Source organism: Gilliamella sp. App6-5, from assembly GCF_001690525.1.
GTDB lineage: Bacteria > Pseudomonadota > Gammaproteobacteria > Enterobacterales > Orbaceae > Gilliamella > Gilliamella apicola_H.
Window position 1 is genome coordinate 15,636 of sequence record NZ_LZGT01000014.1, and the last position, 18,409, is coordinate 34,044.

Below are 18,409 nucleotides of genomic sequence, written 5' to 3' on the forward strand. Positions count from 1 at the left end.
TTTACGATAATACTTGTTGCAGATATTACAAAGCTAAGTATAATGCTAACGTTTACTTATTTACACGTTTAATGCCAGTGTGGCGAAATTGGTAGACGCAGCGGATTCAAAATCCGCCGCCCTTAAAAGCGTGTCGGTTCGAGTCCGACCACTGGCACCAATTCCCAAAAAAGAACACCAGCTAAAAGCTGGTTTTTTTTTATGTCCAAAATCTCATCAAGGCAGGATTCTACAATATTTAGCTTGTTAAATGATTCTACCGAAATCAATCCCAATTGCCCCAAATCGATCAAAAAACTGAAAATGATAGCGCAATCATTGATCGAAACAAACGATCAATAAGCGTTGATTGATCGAAAATATCGATATGACAATGTTCCTTTATTCATTAATAATTAAATAAAAATAATAATTCTTTTTTATTTCTTGTTCCGTAGATTGGAAAAACAATTTGATAATTTAACGCATAATTAAAATATAACGCGTGGGTGTAAAAGCCATCGGATTTTTGTTCAGATAAAGCATAAAGTTCTATTTGTGAATTTAGTTAATACTATATTTACGAAAAATTATATTACTTTATAAGAATTAACTGATTAAAAATAACGCAATATTTCTATTTTGGGAAAGGGTTATAATAGGTAAATAGATGATGGGTAGGAAGAAAGATTCAAATGTTAGTGCAGGACAAAAACTGTTGAAAATGTATCACATTTTGCTATCAGATAATAAACCGCATTATCAATCAGATTTAGCTGAAATACTAAACTGTTCTGCTCAAACAGTCATACGACTGGCTGAACAGATCGAGTTATCTTTCCCTGAATGTTTCTGCTCTGGCAAGGAAAAAAATCGTCGTTGGTATAGTTTGCAGATCAATCATAAAAATACACTAGGTTTAAATTATCAGGAATTACGATATCTAAGTTTGTGCCGCGAATTATCTAAACCCTTTATTCCACCAGAGATTGGTGAACGTATTGATCAAACATTATTGCATCTTTCTATGTTGTTATTAGAGTTAGATACACGAGAACACTTTGCAACAAGTAAACCTATTGCTTTTTTTACTAAAGGGAAGATTGATTATTCAGAGAAAGTTAGCATTATTGAGGACTTATTAGCGTGTATTGAAAATAAGACTTTTTGTCACATTCATTATATTGCTAGTGGTAATCAACAAGGAAAAAACCACTATTTTATTCCGCGAAAATTAATTGCAATGAATCATGCCTTATACGTTTATGGCGCAATTTCAAATAACGTTGCGACAGAATTAAAACACAGTACTTGTTTGGCAATTCACCGAATACAAAAGTTAGATTTTATTAATCAAAAAGCCTCTATATCAATACCTGATCCAATTGAAAATAAAATAATGTTTGGTTTACCTGAACATGAACCTCGTACTTTTTCAATTCAATTTACCAAATCAGCAGCTGGTTATATCAAAGAAAGAATTTGGTCCGACGAACAAAAAATCGAAGAGATCGAAAATGGTGAAATTATTCTTACTATCACCACATCTAGTGAACGTGAGTTAAACGCTTGGGTTAGGGGGTTTGGAGAGCAAGCAAAGATGATCACATCTTAGTTTTATTACGATACAAACATAATATATTTTTAATTAACATAAAGTTAACGAGGAAATAACAATGGCATTACCTTTTATTATTGCAGGTGCAGCTGCAGTCGCTGCAGCAGTTGGTGGCAAAAAAGCATACGATGGTTATCAACTAAAATCAGAAGCTGATGAAATCTTAGAAAGAACTAAAAGCCGATATAATAAACGAAAAGATGAACTGGATGTATTAAACAAAGTTTCAGAACAGAAATTAGAGCGATTAGGTACATTAGAACTTAATATTGGTAAATCATTTGGTGAATTTAAAAAAATTTCCGACGAATTATTAAAACAATTGAAACAAAAAGACAATAAAGATCTCACGTTATCTATTCCTAAAAATGATATAGATAAAATTGAAGAGTATTCTTTTTCTACAGTGGAGTTTTTAGGTACGGTTGCAGCATCAGGTGCAGCAGGAGCAGCTGCAAGTTTTGCTGTATATAGCGGAGTGATGGCTTTTGCCGCCGCTTCAACAGGAACGCCTATTGCCGCTTTATCTGGCGTAGCTGCATATAATGCCACTATGGCTGCTATTGGAGGTGGATCACTTGCTGCTGGGGGTTGGGGAATGGCTGGTGGTGCGATGGTTTTAGGCGCTGCAGCCATTGCGCCAATGATTGCTATTGCTGGTTTTGCGTATGCAAACCACGCTGAAAAAGCCTTAGAAAATGCAAAAAAATCAAGATCTGAAGCTGACAAAGCAATAACAAAAATGGATTTAATTGATAAACATTTATCTAATACAAATAACTATGTAGATAAAATTCATACATCGTTAGAAAAAATTAATCAGACCTTTAATGAATACTTTTCTGCATTAAAAGAGATACATGAAAAGATAGTAGTGCTGGGTGGCTGGCAAGAAATTAGAGATATGACGGAAAAGAGTCTAAGAATTATTAATAACGGTTATTTATTGGCAGCTATTATGACCGATATTATTACAACCCCACTTTTTAAAATTAAAACAGTATCCGAAGATAGTATTGTTGAAGTCGAAAAAGATAGTGATGGATTCAATATTCTTAATCAAGAAGAATTAGATAATGTATTAATTAACAAAGAAAAAGAATATAAAGATTTTACTCTGGGAGTTTAATGATAAAAGGCCAAGGGAACTTGGCTTTTGTTTTGTTGATTATATTAACGAGGACTAAAAATAATGCTGAAACAGGAAATGAATTGGAGCGAAGAGTTACATAATACTGTTGTCAAATCTTTGGTGACTTCATTTGGGTTAGATTTTTTATTATTTAAGGATAATGTAGGAGGAGATGTTGATACTGTTCATAATGCACGACAAAACATTTACGCAACCGATAGAGAAAGAATAAAAAAAGAACAAAACTCAAAATATGATTCACATGAGTATCATTCTCATCCCAATTACATTAAGACAAATCGACAAGGAAAAATCGATCATCAAGCTAATATTTTAAAGGATGCTTACACAGGAAAAATATTTGCTCAACATGATAAAAAAAATTTAGATCACGTTATTGCTGCAAATGAAATACATCACGATCAAGGCCGAATATTAGCAGAATTATCAGGAACTGATCTTGCTAATGACAGTAGTAATTTATATTTCACCAATGAAACATTAAATAAGTCTAAGAAAGCAAGTTCAATGTCTGACTTTGTAAGCAAACTTCAAAATGAACTCACTCAAACCCGTCAAGAAATAGCTATACTAAAACAGAAAAAATCGTTAACAGATCAAGAAAAAAAATCATTAGAAAAGTTAGAAAATAAAGAAAAAGCAAACTTTAATAAAATGCTTGAAATAGACAAAAAAGCACGGGCTAAATACGAGAGAACTGTCAATATAGCCTATTATACTAGCAGTAAGTTTGCTAAAGATGTCGCTTATCAATCAGCTCTTTCTGGTTTTAAAATGGGAACAAGACAGATGCTAGGGCTTATTTTTGCTGAGGCATGGTTTGAACTACGCGATCAATTTCCTTCTATTTATGCAAATAATAAATATAACTTTTCTATAAAAAATTTTTTAAATGATGTTAGCAATGTATTTAATGCTATATGGGAACGAATAAAATTAAAATTTAAAGATTTTTTTAATTCTTTCAAAGATGGCGCTGTTAGTGGTGCGTTATCCAGTGTAACCACTACTGTTACTAACATATTTTTCACTACGCAAAAAATGCTTGGAAAAATGATTCGGGAAATGTGGGGGCATATTACGGCAGCTATAAAATTAATCTTTTGCAACCCTAATTCATTACCTTTAGGTCAATTAGTTAAAGAAGTAAGTAAAATTATTAGCGCTGGAATTTCAGTTGTTTGTGGTACTGCTATTTATAGTATCTGTTCGCAATTATTTGCTTTTCCATTCGGTACCGAATTATCTGCATTTTGTAGTGCACTAGCGACTGGTATTTTAACATTAGCATTTAATCACTATCTAGATAAAGGGACTCTTCCTCAAAAAATTTGGGCTTTTTTGGATAAATTTAAAGATAAATACGAAAGAACTCTCGATTTTTTTAAAGCTGTAAATGCTGAATTAGATAATTATTTAAAAGAGTTGGCAAGGCTAGAGTTCAATATGGATACACAACAATTAGCGTCGTTTACATTGCATCTTACTACGACCAATAATGAACTAGAACGCAGCTTTCTGTTAAAAGAGGAAGTAACTCGTCGTGGCATTAAATTACCATTTGAAGCAGGTAATCTTGAGTCAGTAAATTCATGGTTAAAATCATTATGAGTAATTCCCCCTCGTTTCCTTGTTATCAATGTGGAGCTTGCTGTTGCAGTGTTAATCGCTCACAAGAAACACAATTTCTTGATAGTGGTAATGGGGTATGTCGCTATTATGATCATCAAACAAAATTATGTACCATTTATGAAACAAGGCCAGATATTTGTTGTGTAGATAAACAATATCATCTCAATTATAAAGATAAATATAGTTGGGTTGAGTTTATCGAGATAAATACTATTGCATGCAACATATTGAATTCAAAATAACAACTAAATTAGTTTAGTAATAAAAAAATTAGATCTGAAAATATTTATTCTAATTCCATATTAAGGAAACTCTTATTGTTATAGTGTTGTTATTATAAATAAATAATTAATAAGGAGAGTATTAATGGCTACTTATAGAGATGATTCAGATCTAGTATTTTTAAAACAATGTACTAACGAAGATCTAGAGCTATTAATTTCTATATTAACAGTTGATCCTAGTGATAATGTTACTCGATTTACCGAAACATTAACGAGTGATGTAAGCTATAAACTTCATTATCCTAATCATCAATTATATTGGAAATCTATTGCTGCAGAACTTCAAACATTTGGTGCAAATTCTGGAATGAACCTGTTAAGGCAGGGAAAAGGGGTTTGTTATCGCGAAATATTAATAGATGTGTGCAATCGAACTAATACAATGTTAAGTGAGCCATCACCTTTTTTTATTGAAAAAATTGAAGATGCTTTATTAAATTCACTTCTCAAGCAATCATTAGAAAATATAAGTCAAAAAGACCTTAAAAAGATAGCAGCAGAATTGGGTAATGTTAATTCTAAAGTTACACCATCCATGGTAATGATGGGGATTCAAAATTTTATAACTTCGTCTTCTTTAATTTCAAATTATTTAATATTTAGCATTTTAAACAATTTTGGTTTTAAATCAGGCAATATAATGACAGTAATGTTACCAAGACCTTACCCTAGGCGATATCAGGAATTAGTATTATCTATTTGTTTGGCAATAAACCATTTATGGCTACTATTTAATATTACAGGGCCAGCTTATCGTGTAACAATTCCAGCTTGTTTATATATAGCAACCTTAAGAAAAAAATACAATGATGCAAAAATAACGAATCAAATATTAAAAAATAATATAGATCTTAAAAAAATTATGGGAAAAAATCTTTAACAAAAGTTTTTTATTTTTCTAATTAGAGTTGTGCTTATCTATTTAGCTATAAAACAATAAGGAGTTATACATGTCAATTTTTAAATTAATTAGTGTGGGTTCTGGGCTTCTTTTAACAACAGCAGCAGTATATACTGCGCAAGATAATATAGCAAAAGCGTGTGAAGAAGATGAAGAGCTTAAGTCAATCAAAACAGAAGGACGAGTATTAGCTAGTTTTGTAACATCGGTTATTGTTGGTGGGGTTGTTAATAAACTCATTAATCGTGTTTTTAATTAGATATTATAAATAATAGGATGAAAGATTTTATGAAAAAATTTATTACATTAATTTTTTTATATGGTGTTTTATGTGGTAACTCTGTTGCAAATATAACTAAATATTCATTTAAAAAATATCCAGTTGAAGGCAGTAATGGAAAGTTAATTGAATATAAATCTCAACTTAATGAAACATTTAGTTTTTCATTTTTTGTTGATACGAAAAATAAAACTGCTGTACCTGTGATATCTGATAAGTTAAAAAAATATCAGGCTGTAAGTGTGCGTTTTTGTGTAGATGAAACATCTGATTGTTGGCGAGTTCCAATATATGGTGATTTGTTAAATGTATTTGTCGATAACATTAATAACAAACAAAACGTTTGGGATATTGAATTTATTGATAAAGATAAGTTACTCACAACAGGTATAATGAGTATACCTCAGTTAGGTGATCTTTCTAATTATGCTGGTATCGATGAAACTGATTATGATGGATTGCTCCCTTACATAATTTGGCAATCTGATGTTAAGGTTTATGAATAAAATATAGTGTAGGAATTACTCGCGCTGTTTATAGTAATTTAAGAAACGACAGTGATGAATATACATAAAACTAACGCCTATATCATAAAAAAATTACCGTCACCGATTTGGTTAAACTTTTTATGAGCAGGCGTCTAACCATTTATAGCACCGAAAGAGCTCATTAAACATTAAATAACATAACTCTCATAGAATATAAAACACGAAAACAGTTAGTATCATTTTCTAGATGAGTTGTGTGCTCACTATGGGGTATTTACACAAATGTTCGCTTTTTAGGCTATATTTTTGGTAAAAAATATTCAGGATTCTATACCGTTTGGTGATTAATTGAGACTAGGTAGTATCCCATTTGTCAAAATATGTAATCTCTATCGTATCAATTAAAAATTCACGAAATCTGCTAGCTATCAAATGAATGGGAAAGTGGAAAGAGTGATACGCACTTTAAATGATATGCGACATAATCAGCAAATATTCGAAGATTCAAAAGCTAGGCAACAAAAACTTAAACGATTTCTGGCAAAACGCTGTATAAATTTTTGCAAGATTATTTTTATCATAAAGTGTAAACAACCTGATGTTTCTCTACTGGATTTTGAATTTATGGTATTACTACAAATAGTATTAAAAATGATAGCTAAAATAGTTGTTTTATCAAAATTATGATAATATTTGTTTCCTTTTAAAACCTTTACAAAAAAATTAATGCGATGAAAAAAATAAAATATTCTTTGTTGCTAGTTTGCAATATAACATTGGTCGGTTGTTTTGGTTCAGAGACCTTTTCGTCTAGCTCAGTTGATCGTATGATTGACAATCCAACTCCGAACGAAATAAAAGTTGTTGTGGATGGAAAAGAATTAACCATTCCAGCAAAATCAAGTGTGAATTATACATTTGAGTACGGTAAGCATACATTGTCTTATGGTAATCAATCGTTAAATTTTATAGCTAAACCTTCAACAACTGATAGTTCTGGATTAATTAATCCTACACAAAGTAACTATTATTTGTTAACTACTTTCTATACAACTTCGAATGTGAGTGATGAAACTTATGATAAGTTGATAGCTAAACATTTAAATTCCGTTCCTGTAATTATTAATGGTGAACAACAAGAGCTTGAACTGCCGGTTAAAGTTATTAATGATGTTTTTATTGAGCGTCGAAAGGATTTTTGGGATTATTCCGTTGATGAACCTTATCCAGATGAAGTGACTTTGCGAGGAAAGGGGCAATTCCAATCTCAAAAGATTAAATTATTCCGCGAAGACAGTTTTATTGAATCTTTGAAATCAGAAGGACTTAATGAAAAAGTAAACTTCATAAATCAACACTCTACATTTTCTGAGATCAAGAAATATACGATTCCAAATATTCAGTTAGATGCTATTGCCTGTAAAAAAGGCCGTGAATTTGTGGAAACTCAATTGAATGATTGGAATAAGTTTTTTACCTCGACAGGAAAAGACTTAGCATCGTTATATAAACAGTTAACATCGAATGAAACTTTTCAAACAAAACATGCCATTATGAAAGAATGCACATCGGAAGGAGATACGAATCAAAGTTATCAATCAGCGACAAGACAACTTGAGGAAGCATTCGATGAAACCAAACAAATCAATTTTTTTGTTACTCAGTAAATAAAATGCTTTTAGTATCAGGAAAATTGTTATTTAGCATTTTAGCTGTATAAGCATAAAACGAGTGTGAGCATAAAAGAGCTATGTTTCAGGACATGTTTTTATTGTCATGTATGAGGTTATTTTATTGAAAAAACGGGCATAAGCCCGTTTTAGTGATTGGTTAGTTGTAAACAACTATTACCGTGGGATGACGCTTATTTTTTATCCGCTTGTTGATACCGCTTGAATATCACGATCATACATTGCTTATCCAAATGCAGGTGGAATGCTGTGGGTTCCTATATTAGTTGCTTTGATTTGATAGGTGAATTTCTGTATTTTATCATTATATGTTGAACCATAGATGATAACACGATCTTCAGGAACATCTGTATATTCAGAATACCAAGTATTTTTATCTGTTTTTATAAAAATTTAGATAGAGTAAAAATAAGCAATAAATTATTATGTATTGCAGATTTAGGTTAAGTAAAGGTGAGTTAATATGCATAACTCAAATATTGATATTAATGATTTCATTATAAGTATAGTTGAAAAATTAAGGTTTGCAGAAAAATTAGACCAAAATTGCGTCAATCATCTCTATGATTTACTTGATCAGATTACAGTTAATTATACGCAACAATCTGATATTCCCAAGCAGCTTGCTTATAGTCTTTTGGTACTACATGATAATTTAGAAGGAGCTTTAAATTATTATCACGGTGATGAGCTAGCTTATTTATCTGGTATTAATTCGAGAATAAATGGGTATATTGAAAAGATTTTATTGTGAAATAATAATAAAATTAACCATTTACAAGAAAGTTACCAATGGAGCTGCAATTGGCAATATTAAAGCAGAAATATAAACAGTTAATGTTAACAGATTAATCCGTTGCAATAACCAACCTGCATATCATTTAAAGTATGCTGTTTATGATTATTTTGTTGAAAAATAATGTATATCTATCTGATTGTAATTGATTTCCTACATAATAGTGTAGTGGCATTAATATACTTTAGTTTAGTCCTAAATTTGAGTTATTATAATTACTTTAAATTATTGACTAGCCGATGGCCATTGCCAATAATCATTATGACTAATAGTCGATATTAATTAAGTACAATTGGTTAAATTAGAATTTTCTACTCATGTTAATGAATAAAAACAATATTTAGCCAATTTATTCTTATTTTTTTGCAATAAAAACTGCCCGCATTGGAGCAGGATAGCCTTCAATGGTTTTGGTTAAATCGGTTGGATCTAAAAAGTCCGCAAGTGAATCCGATGTCATCCATTCTGTTTTACGTTGTTCATCCAAACTGGTGAGTGATATATCAACCAGTTTTGCATCAGAAAATCCAGATTTTTCTAGCCAATTAATCATTGTTGGAACAGATGGAATAAAATAAACATTCCGCATTTGAGCATAGCGTTCACCCGGCATGAGAGCTGTATGTTCAGCACCATCAATGACTAATGTTTCGAGTACTAATTGACCATCTTCAACAAGTTGATCTTTTAATTGAAATAAATGATCAAGTGGCGACCTACGATGATATAAAACGCCCATTGAGAAGACTGTATCAAAAGCACCAAGTTTGGGTAGCTGCTCAATACCAAGTGGTAATAAATGCGCTCTTTGATCGTTACCCAGTAATTTGCGAATAGCCTCAAATTGGCATAGATAAAGTGCCATAGGATCAATTCCAACAGCGAGTTTTGCTCCTGCACCAATCATACGCCATAAATGGTAACCACTATTACAACCCACGTCTAAAACAATTTTACCTTCTAAACTATCAATATGATTAATTAAACGTTCCCACTTCCAATCTGAACGCCATTCTGTATCAACATCAATACCATATAAGTGAAAAGGGCCTTTGCGCCATGGCATCATGTTTTTTAGTAGTTGAGTAATTCGTTGCTGTTCACCAGTCGAGATAGGCTGTTCACTATTAACAGTTACACTATGGAGTAAATCAATTTGATAAGGAGTGATAGCTGGTAAGTGTTTAATACTATTGAGCCATTGATTAAAACGGTTATCAATATTTTGATTTTGCCAGTTTGCCAGTTGTGCTGGTAAGACTTCTAGCCAGCGACTCAGTTTACTTTTTGCGATAATCTGGTAAAAATCACCAAAGTCAATCATTCTGTTTTCCTTATCAATTAAGCTTAAATCAGTTAGTTATTTTATGGCAATGATAGAGCCAAAATTAAAACATTGAAACCATGTATCTATATGTTTAAAACCAGCTTCAGACAGTCGCTGTTTATGTGTTTCAATTGTGTCTGTCAGCATGACATTTTCTAACATATTACGTTTTTGGCTGATTTCTAGTTCACTGTAGCCGTTAGCACGTTTAAAATCATGGTGCATATTAAATAACAATTCATCGACAGTTGGCTCACTAAAACTAAATTTTTCAGACAGCACTAAAATACCATTAGGATTTAATGCGTTGTAAATATTATTTAAGATATGTTGGCGATTTTTAGGCGTTAAAAACTGTAAAGTAAAATTTAGTACTACCATTGACGCATTTTGCATATTAAGGTTACAGATATCATCACAAATGACATCTACAGGCGTTTTTGCTTTATAAGATTCAATATGCCTTTTACAACGGTCAACCATGGGCTGGGAATTATCGACTGCAATAATATGGCAGTTTTTTTGATTAACATGACGACGAATAGATAATGTGGCAGCTCCTAAGGAACAGCCTAAATCATAAATCGTTGAATTAGGCTGTACAAATCTTTCTGCTAACATGCCGATCATTGATATGATATTAGAATAACCAGGTACGGAACGCTGCACCATATCAGGAAAAACTTCGGCGACTTTTTCATCAAATGTCCAATCGCCTAATTTATCAATTGGTGTTGAGAATAGCTGGTCTTTTTTGGTATCCATAAAACTAATTGGTACTATAGAAATTAATTCTGTTATCATATCATTTTTTTATATTCAATTGCTCGGATAATTATGGGTTTTGTCGATTTTATTACTATTTTTATAGCGATTGTTGTTAGTGTTTTAATAACTTTCTATCTAGGAAAACGATGGCTATTTTGGTTTGATTTTAATTTCATCGGCTATCATCAATTTATTTATTGGATCGTTGTTTTTATAGCCGGATTATCGCTAATTTTTTCTAAAATATTTAATAATATATCAACTTATTGGCTGCCATTATATTGTAATGTCATTACTGGTTTGATGATCTGCTGCGTTTTTACCTCGCTTATTTTTGACACTGTACGTTGGCTTAGTAAAAAAAAGGTTAAACCTAATTTATGGCTTAAAATTATTTATATTGTTGCCGTTGTATTATTGTTTTGTTTTGGTCATGAAATGGCAATTAATCCCAAGATTGTGCATTACCAAGTTAAAATAGATAAGCCCGCAAATGTTGAACGTTTACGTATTGTTCAACTTTCTGATATTCATCTTAATGAATTAACCACACATCGATTTATTCAACAAATGGTTGATGAAGTAAATAAGCTTAATGCTGATTTTGTTGTGATTACGGGTGATACATTAGATAAATATTTAAAACCTTTTACACAAAAAGGCTTCGATAAGCAATTTCAACAATTAAGATCAAAATATGGTACTTTTATTATTTTCGGCAATCATGAATACTTAGCTACTAACCTAGAAAATAACCAAGAAGAAGATATTGCTAATGCTTTTAGGCAAGCAGGTATGAAAGTACTAAAGGATGATATCATTTATTTCGATGATATAGGGATTACATTAGTGGGCAGAGATGATTTTTCTTCATTTCGTTATAATGTAAATAGGGCTTCACTGTCAGATCTTATTATGTTCACTAATACTGATTCGCCAATTATTTTATTAGATCATCAACCAAAAGACCTTAATGAGCCAGAAAAACTGGGGGTTGATTTGATGATTTCTGGGCACACTCATGCTGGGCAAATATTTCCTATTAATATTATTGAAAAATTAATGTATAAAAATACTTATGGATTATATAGAAAAGAAGATCATCATTTTAGCAGTATTGTGAGTAGTGGATATGGATTTTGGGGACCACCAATTCGCTTAATGACTCGTTCCGAGATCGTGGTAATGGATATCCTTTTTGACAAAAATACACACAATGAATAAATATATTTGAACAGGAATTTGATTTTGTCTTATCAACTTATTATTAGTAATGATCAGTTAGCTGATTATTGTTCAAAAATCGAAAATAGCTCGGCTTTGGCTTTAGATACTGAATTTGTTCGAACCCGAACCTTTTACCCTCATTTGGGTTTACTGCAGGTATTTAATGGTGAACATGCAGCGTTAATTGATCCCATTAATATTACTGATTGGCAGGCTTTTTTGGCTATATTAAATAATCCAACTATTGAAAAATATTTTCATTCATGTAGTGAAGATATTGAGGTCTTTTCTTATCATTTTGGCTGTGTTCCAACACCGATTGTCGATAGCCAAATATTAGCTTCTTTTTTAGATAATCCATTAAGTAGTGGTTATGCTAGTTTAGTAAAAAAATATTTAGAGGTCGAACTTGATAAGAGTGAAACCCGGACAGATTGGCTAAAACGTCCATTAACTGAAAAACAGTGTAAATATGCTATTAATGATGTGTTATATCTTTTCCCATTAATTAACATTTTAAAATCAAAGCTAAATACTAATCATTATTTACAAGCAGCTTATCAAGAGTGCCAAATGGCGGTTGCTCGTAAATCGGAATTAATGGATCCAAATGATGCTTATCTAAATATTAAAAATAGTTGGCAGTTGAAAGGGAAAAGCTTAGGACAATTGTATAAATTAGCGAGCTGGCGATATAGATTAGCGAAAGAACAAGATATTGCTATAAATTTTGTAGTACATGAAGAAGTATTATTGAAAATTGCACGCTATTCACCGACATCATTAGGAGAACTTGATAAGTTAGGTATGAAAGGGAAAGAAATTCGCTTATATGGTCAAATAATTTTGGATCTTTTATCCACTCCCATACCCGAAATTCAACAAATTCGCCGAATTAATAGCTATCCAGATTATAAAAAAATCACTAGTGAGTTAAAACAAGCTGCACTGACTATTTCTTCACAAACAGGGCTTAGTGAGGATTTATTGCTTTCACGTCGATTAATTAATCAATACATAAAGTGGAAAATCGATAAAAAGGGGAATGCGCCAGAATTATTAATAGGTTGGCGTAAACCTTTATTTGAGCAGTATTGTTTTTGATTATTGATTAAGTGTAGGCGTAGTTTGTACATTTAATGATTTTTTAATCCAACAATTGGCAAAGTTAGGTTACAATAATTAGCTAATAATCGAATAACCAGTGTAACCAAAATACCAATGAATGTTGAATATTCCAAAGGTATGATGAGTAACGTAATAAGAGCATGGTGACTAATGAGGTGATGATAGCAATATACAAATCAGTGGAATCAGCGATCTAAAAGAGCGGCACAGGATTTAAAACAATATCGCGGATTGTACCACCACCAATAGCGGTGATGACCGCTAGCACTAAGGCTCCGATTGGATCCATCTCTTTTTTAGCAGCTAATAATACGCCAGAAATAGTAAATACAATGGTACCTAATATGTCAAACCAAAAAAGATAACTCACGCAAGCTCATTTAGCATTGATTCAACAATGAGTGATGATTGTGTTGCAGCTAATTTTAAAAAGGATTTGAAATCAACTGCAGATTCATTATCTCCATTATCCGAGATAGCGCGAACAACCACAAATGGTACTTTAAATAACCAGCAAACATGACCAATAGCTGCGGCTTCCATTTCAACAGCAATAGCATTCGGGAAAATTTGTTTTATTCTTGCTAAATTGCTTTTACCATTTATGAAAGCATCTCCACTACCAATTGAACCTTCAATTGCATTAACTCCGTGCTTTTTGATACAGATTTTTGCTAATGATTGGTATTTTTGATCAGCATCAAATGCTACAGGGCAACCTGACATTTGCCCTGGCTTGTAACCAAAAGCAGTCAAATCAACATCGTGGTAAAAAACATCCTTTGAAACAATAATATCACCAATATTAAGGTCGGAAGATAACCCACCAGCCGAACCAGTGTTGATAACAGCATCTACTTTATAATTATTTAATAATAACGTAGTACCTAATGCTGCAGCTACTTTACCAATACCAGATTGGAGCAGTACGATTTCACAACCAGCAATTTGACCTAAATGAAAATTACAACCTAAATAACGCTCAACGTGATAATGGGTGATTTTACTTTTTAATATGGCTACTTCTTCTTCCATTGCAGCAATAATAGCAATTTTCATACGATCCTCTTGACTTTGTTTGGATAACTTCAAATTAGATGTGCTATCATAGTTTGAGAAGATAAATTTGACAATATATGAATCAATCGGAGCTGAAATTGCGAACAATATTTATTACAGGCTGCTCAAGTGGAATAGGGCTAATCTCGGCCATTGCTTTAAAAAAACGTGGCTATCGTGTTATTGCTTCGTGTCGCAAATCATTGGACCAACAAAAACTTATCGAGCAAGGATTTGAAACAGTGCTTCTTGACCTTGACAATCCAGACTCAGTCAAGCAAGCCGCTCAAGAAGTTCTCGCTTTGTCTGAAGGTAAATTATATGCGTTATTTAACAATGCAGGTTACGGTGTTTATGGGCGATTAAGCACGATCAGTCGAGAGCAGTTAGAATCTCAATTTTCCACCAATTTTTTTGGTGCCCATCAGCTGACGCAATTACTGCTTCCAGCCATGCTAGAACAAAATGAAGGGCGTATTATTCAAACAAGTTCAATTGTTGGTATCGTTGCAACGCCGGGGAGAGGTGCTTATTCAGCCAGCAAATATGCCTTAGAAGCTTGGTCTGATGTGCTGAGATTGGAATTAGCACAAACCAATATAAAGGTTTGTTTAATTGAACCTGGTCCATTAAAGACATATTTTTCAAACAATGTAAATCAAACAGAGCAAAAAAATATGGTAAAAAATCCACCTATAGCTAAACGATTTACTTTACCACCCGAGGCTGTTTTGCCTTACTTATTTGATGCCCTTGAACACGGCAATCCTAAAATACGTTACAGGGTAACAAAAATAACGAAAATAGCAGCTATTGCTAAACGTTTGCTTCCTGATAGATTAATGGATAAAATTTTAAAGAATAAATAATAAATCATTATACCCTAGGACATAATATGCAAAATCAATTTATTTTTGATGTTAATGAGCAAAATATTCAAGAGGTGATTGAAAAATCATCGACATCCCCTGTGTTATTTTATTTTTGGTCAGCTAGAAGTCCAAATTATGAGGTAATGACTCAAACATTAACTAAATTAGCTAATGAACATCATGGGCAATTTATTTTAGCCAATATTAATTGTGATGAACAACAAATGTTAGCCGCTCAATTTGGTTTACGGGCGATACCAACGGTTTATTTATTTCAAAATGGTCAACCTGTAGATGGTTTTCAAGGACCGCAATCTGAAGAAACCATTAAAACTTTTTTAGAAAAAGTGCTACCAAATGAAGATGAGCTTAAATTAATTGAAGCACAAAATTTATTTAATGAAGCCAAATATGAAGAAGCATTACCACTGTTACGGCAAACTTGGAAATCACTTACCGATCATTTGGGCAAACCAAGAACAGATATTGCATTAATGCTAATAAAATCACAAATTGAACTTAAACAGCTAAATGAAGCAAAAGAAGTGCTTGCAACTATTCCGCTACAAGATCAAGATTCAAGCTATCATGGATTACAAGCCGAAATAGAACTACTTGAACAAGCCACTAATTCTCCTGAATTACAGCAATTACAAGCAGAATTTGCTCAACATTCTGATAACGTTGAATTAATGATTCAATTGTCTTCCCAATTAATGCATGTAGGGCGTCATGAGGAAGCATTAGAGTTGTTATTTAAACCGCTGACAAAAGATCTTAATGCTGGTGACGGACAAGTGAAGAAAACATTACTTGATTTACTAGCAGCATTAGGTACAAGTAATCCTTTAGCCAGTAGTTATCGACGTAAGTTGTATACTTTATTATATTAAGATTTATGAAATTTAATAAAGCGAAAGGATTCAACAATAAACTATTGTTGAATCCACTTTATTTAGTGTTCAATAATGCGAGAAAAGTCTTCGTTACTACGCAATGTTAAGATTTCAACACCATTATCAGTTACTAAAATAGTATGTTCATACTGTGCAGAAAGACCATGATCTTTGGTTTTGACTGTCCAGCCATCTTTCATGGTACGGGTACGCCAATCGCCTGTATTTATCATAGGTTCAATAGTAAAAGTCATGCCTGGTTTTAAAATTACACCGCCGTCATCAGCATCATAATGTAAGACTTGAGGTTCGTCATGATAGACCTCACCAATACCATGACCACAGTATTCGCGAACTGAAGAAAAACCAAATTTATCGACATATTTTTGAATCGTTTTACCAATTTCCTTTAAACGTATGCCGGGTTTGATAATTTTAATCGCCTCGTAAAGACTTTCTTGTGTAACTTGGCATAATTTTTCACCTGCGATAGTTGGCTTACCAGCAATGTACATCCTAGAAGTATCACCGTGATAACCATCTTTGATAACTGTTACATCAATATTTAAAATATCACCATCTTTTAACTTTTTGTCAAAACTTGGAATACCATGGCAAACCACATCATTAATTGAAATACAACTTGTGTGTTGATAGCCACTATAGCCAATATTAGCTGGAATAGCTTTTTGAACATTAACAATATGTTCATAACAAATTTTGTCTAGTTCACCAGTACTAATGCCCGGTTTAACATAGGGTTCAATCATTTCTAATACTTCAGCTGCAAGTTTTCCAGCAATTCGCATTTTTTCAATTTCGACGGGGGTTTTTAACTTTATAGACATTAAATTTTTCCTGTAATATTAATAACAATATCCTATCATACCTCGCTATTTCGTCAAATCATGCCGGATGATTAATTATGCATTTTACTTATATTCTTATAAAATTTTGTAAAAAAGTTTCAGGAAAGTATGTGTTTTAGTATAAAATAAAAACTTATACTTATTTTAATACGGTTTTATATATAGAATAACTCATTATAAAAAAGGGTTTTATCGCAATGCAATGTCGTTTTTATCAGCAGAAAAAATGTTTATCTTGTCAATGGATGGATAAGCCCTATCATGCACAACTAGCAGAAAAACAAAATAATCTGTTGCAACAATTAACTCAATTTAAACCTAATGACGTTGTAGATCCCTTTGGTAGTAATGAATTTGCTTTCCGTAATAAAGCAAAAATGGCGGTGTTAGGCACCGTTGAAAGACCTATTTTAGGGATACAAACAGATAATGAGATGGTCGATTTATGTGATTGCCCTCTTTACTCAAATAGTATGCAAAACATCCTCAAACTTGTTCGAACTTTCATCCGTAAACAGGAGCTTGTACCTTATAATATTATTAAGCGGAAGGGAGAATTGAAATTTGTTATAGTTACTGAAAGTAAAGAGAATAATACAAGCTATTTTATGTTGCGATTTGTTTTAAAATCGCACAAATTTGTCGAGAAAATAAATAATTCTTTTAAACAATTACAAGATAAAATACAAAACTTAAAGGTAATTTCAATTAATATCCAACCTAATCATGCGGCTATTTTAGAAGGAGAAGAAGAGTTAGTTTTAACTGATACCTCATTTTTGCCAATGACATTAAATGGCGTTCCTCTTTTTATTAAGCCTAAAAGTTTTTTTCAAACAAATAGTTATGTTGCCAGAAATCTTTATAAAACAGCAAGTGACTGGGTCACAAATTTATCTATTCACTCAATTTGGGATTTGTTTTGTGGTGTAGGTGGTTTTGGCTTAAGTTGTGTTAGTCTTAATACTGAAAGTGCTATCCAACTGACAGGTATTGAAATTAGTTCAGACGCAATTGAGTGCGCAACTCAATCAGCAGAAAAGTTAGGCTTTAACCAATTATTTTTTAAATCGTTTGATGCCACACAATATGCTATCGCTGAACAAGACATTCCAGATCTAGTATTGCTTAATCCACCAAGACGAGGGGTTGGTAAAGTGCTTATGCAGTATTTAGAAAATGTACAACCAAGCTATATTTTATATTCAAGTTGCAACTTAACCTCGTTAGTCGAAGATTTAATGTTGTTATCCAACTATCAAATCATGAAAGTGCAACTGTTTGATATGTTTCCCCATACTTCACATATGGAAGTCTTGGTTTTATTACAAAGAAAAGATAGATAATCTAATTATCAAACCATAATATTATCTTCAATCTATGAAATAATTGTTATATTTAAAGATCTGCCAAGATTCAATTATCTGTAATAAAAATAGTG

Annotated in this window: 18 protein-coding genes and 1 tRNA gene; 14 read left to right on the plus strand and 5 right to left on the minus strand. The window is 32.2% G+C overall.

Going from position 1 to position 18,409, the window contains the following annotated elements; translation table 11 throughout:
* Nucleotides 1–73: 73 nt before the first annotated feature.
* The 9 genes from A9G24_RS01835 to A9G24_RS01885 all read left to right on the plus strand — a co-directional run bounded on the left by A9G24_RS01835 (nt 74) and on the right by A9G24_RS01885 (nt 8,780).
* Nucleotides 74–160: transfer RNA gene (locus tag A9G24_RS01835), tRNA-Leu, on the plus strand.
* Between the two features lie 489 nt (nt 161–649).
* A complete protein-coding gene (locus A9G24_RS01840) occupies nt 650–1,594 on the plus strand; it encodes a WYL domain-containing protein (RefSeq protein WP_065637517.1) in 945 nt (314 codons plus the stop codon).
* Nucleotides 1,595–1,655: 61 nt separating this feature from the next.
* Complete coding sequence (locus A9G24_RS01845) at nt 1,656–2,726, plus strand: chemotaxis protein (protein ID WP_065637518.1); 1,071 nt, start codon at nt 1,656–1,658, stop codon at nt 2,724–2,726.
* Nucleotides 2,727–2,789: 63 nt separating this feature from the next.
* Entirely contained in the window at nt 2,790–4,361 is a 1,572-nt protein-coding gene (locus A9G24_RS01850; protein WP_065637519.1) for a cobalamin adenosyltransferase, read from the plus strand.
* A 387-nt stretch (nt 4,362–4,748) separates the two neighbouring features.
* The gene (locus A9G24_RS01860; protein WP_065637520.1) at nt 4,749–5,546 is read left to right on the plus strand and encodes a DUF3944 domain-containing protein; all 798 of its coding nucleotides are present in this window, start codon (nt 4,749–4,751) and stop codon (nt 5,544–5,546) included.
* A gap of 70 nt (nt 5,547–5,616) precedes the next feature.
* Nucleotides 5,617–5,826 (plus strand): hypothetical protein, encoded by a 210-nt coding sequence (locus tag A9G24_RS01865; RefSeq protein ID WP_065637521.1) that lies wholly within the window; start codon nt 5,617–5,619, stop codon nt 5,824–5,826.
* Between the two features lie 29 nt (nt 5,827–5,855).
* Nucleotides 5,856–6,353 (plus strand): hypothetical protein, encoded by a 498-nt coding sequence (locus A9G24_RS01870; protein WP_065637522.1) that lies wholly within the window; start codon nt 5,856–5,858, stop codon nt 6,351–6,353.
* A gap of 713 nt (nt 6,354–7,066) precedes the next feature.
* Nucleotides 7,067–8,002 carry a hypothetical protein gene (locus tag A9G24_RS01880; RefSeq protein WP_141673031.1) on the plus strand — a complete coding sequence of 312 codons (936 nt, stop codon included), beginning with the start codon at nt 7,067–7,069 and terminating at the stop codon, nt 8,000–8,002.
* Nucleotides 8,003–8,489: 487 nt separating this feature from the next.
* Complete coding sequence (locus A9G24_RS01885; RefSeq protein WP_065637525.1) at nt 8,490–8,780, plus strand: hypothetical protein; 291 nt, start codon at nt 8,490–8,492, stop codon at nt 8,778–8,780.
* A gap of 397 nt (nt 8,781–9,177) precedes the next feature.
* Here A9G24_RS01885 and cmoB read toward each other — a convergent pair whose 3' ends face one another.
* Entirely contained in the window at nt 9,178–10,146 is a 969-nt protein-coding gene (gene cmoB, locus A9G24_RS01890) for a tRNA 5-methoxyuridine(34)/uridine 5-oxyacetic acid(34) synthase CmoB (RefSeq protein ID WP_065637526.1), read from the minus strand.
* Between the two features lie 36 nt (nt 10,147–10,182).
* A complete protein-coding gene (gene cmoA / locus A9G24_RS01895; protein WP_081303043.1) occupies nt 10,183–10,953 on the minus strand; it encodes a carboxy-S-adenosyl-L-methionine synthase CmoA in 771 nt (256 codons plus the stop codon).
* A gap of 33 nt (nt 10,954–10,986) precedes the next feature.
* On the opposite strand from cmoA, the gene A9G24_RS01900 reads away from it, so the two are divergent.
* Both A9G24_RS01900 and rnd read left to right on the plus strand, forming a co-directional pair.
* On the plus strand, nt 10,987–12,141 hold the full coding sequence (locus tag A9G24_RS01900; protein WP_065637528.1) for a metallophosphoesterase: 1,155 nt from the start codon (nt 10,987–10,989) through the stop codon (nt 12,139–12,141).
* Nucleotides 12,142–12,165: 24 nt separating this feature from the next.
* Nucleotides 12,166–13,248 (plus strand): ribonuclease D, encoded by a 1,083-nt coding sequence (rnd, locus tag A9G24_RS01905; RefSeq protein ID WP_065637529.1) that lies wholly within the window; start codon nt 12,166–12,168, stop codon nt 13,246–13,248.
* A 217-nt stretch (nt 13,249–13,465) separates the two neighbouring features.
* Here rnd and A9G24_RS12990 read toward each other — a convergent pair whose 3' ends face one another.
* A complete protein-coding gene (locus A9G24_RS12990; RefSeq protein WP_218056186.1) occupies nt 13,466–13,642 on the minus strand; it encodes a trimeric intracellular cation channel family protein in 177 nt (58 codons plus the stop codon).
* Nucleotides 13,639–14,331: a 5'-methylthioadenosine/S-adenosylhomocysteine nucleosidase gene (gene mtnN, locus A9G24_RS01910; RefSeq protein ID WP_065637530.1), complete on the minus strand. Its 693-nt coding sequence runs from the start codon at nt 14,329–14,331 to the stop codon at nt 13,639–13,641. The genes A9G24_RS12990 and mtnN overlap by 4 nt, the downstream gene beginning before the upstream one ends.
* Before the next feature lie 77 nt (nt 14,332–14,408).
* On the opposite strand from mtnN, the gene A9G24_RS01915 reads away from it, so the two are divergent.
* Both A9G24_RS01915 and A9G24_RS01920 read left to right on the plus strand, forming a co-directional pair.
* A complete protein-coding gene (locus A9G24_RS01915) occupies nt 14,409–15,200 on the plus strand; it encodes an SDR family oxidoreductase (protein ID WP_065637531.1) in 792 nt (263 codons plus the stop codon).
* A gap of 26 nt (nt 15,201–15,226) precedes the next feature.
* Nucleotides 15,227–16,096, plus strand: a complete 870-nt coding sequence (locus tag A9G24_RS01920) for a co-chaperone YbbN (RefSeq protein ID WP_065637532.1) — start codon at nt 15,227–15,229, stop codon at nt 16,094–16,096.
* Nucleotides 16,097–16,158: 62 nt separating this feature from the next.
* Here the strand turns inward: A9G24_RS01920 and map are convergent, their stop codons facing one another.
* Complete coding sequence (gene map / locus A9G24_RS01925) at nt 16,159–16,947, minus strand: type I methionyl aminopeptidase (protein ID WP_065637533.1); 789 nt, start codon at nt 16,945–16,947, stop codon at nt 16,159–16,161.
* Nucleotides 16,948–17,165: 218 nt separating this feature from the next.
* Between map and rlmC the strand changes: the two genes are divergently transcribed.
* Nucleotides 17,166–18,314: a 23S rRNA (uracil(747)-C(5))-methyltransferase RlmC gene (gene rlmC / locus A9G24_RS01930; protein ID WP_065637534.1), complete on the plus strand. Its 1,149-nt coding sequence runs from the start codon at nt 17,166–17,168 to the stop codon at nt 18,312–18,314.
* Nucleotides 18,315–18,409 lie beyond the last annotated feature (95 nt).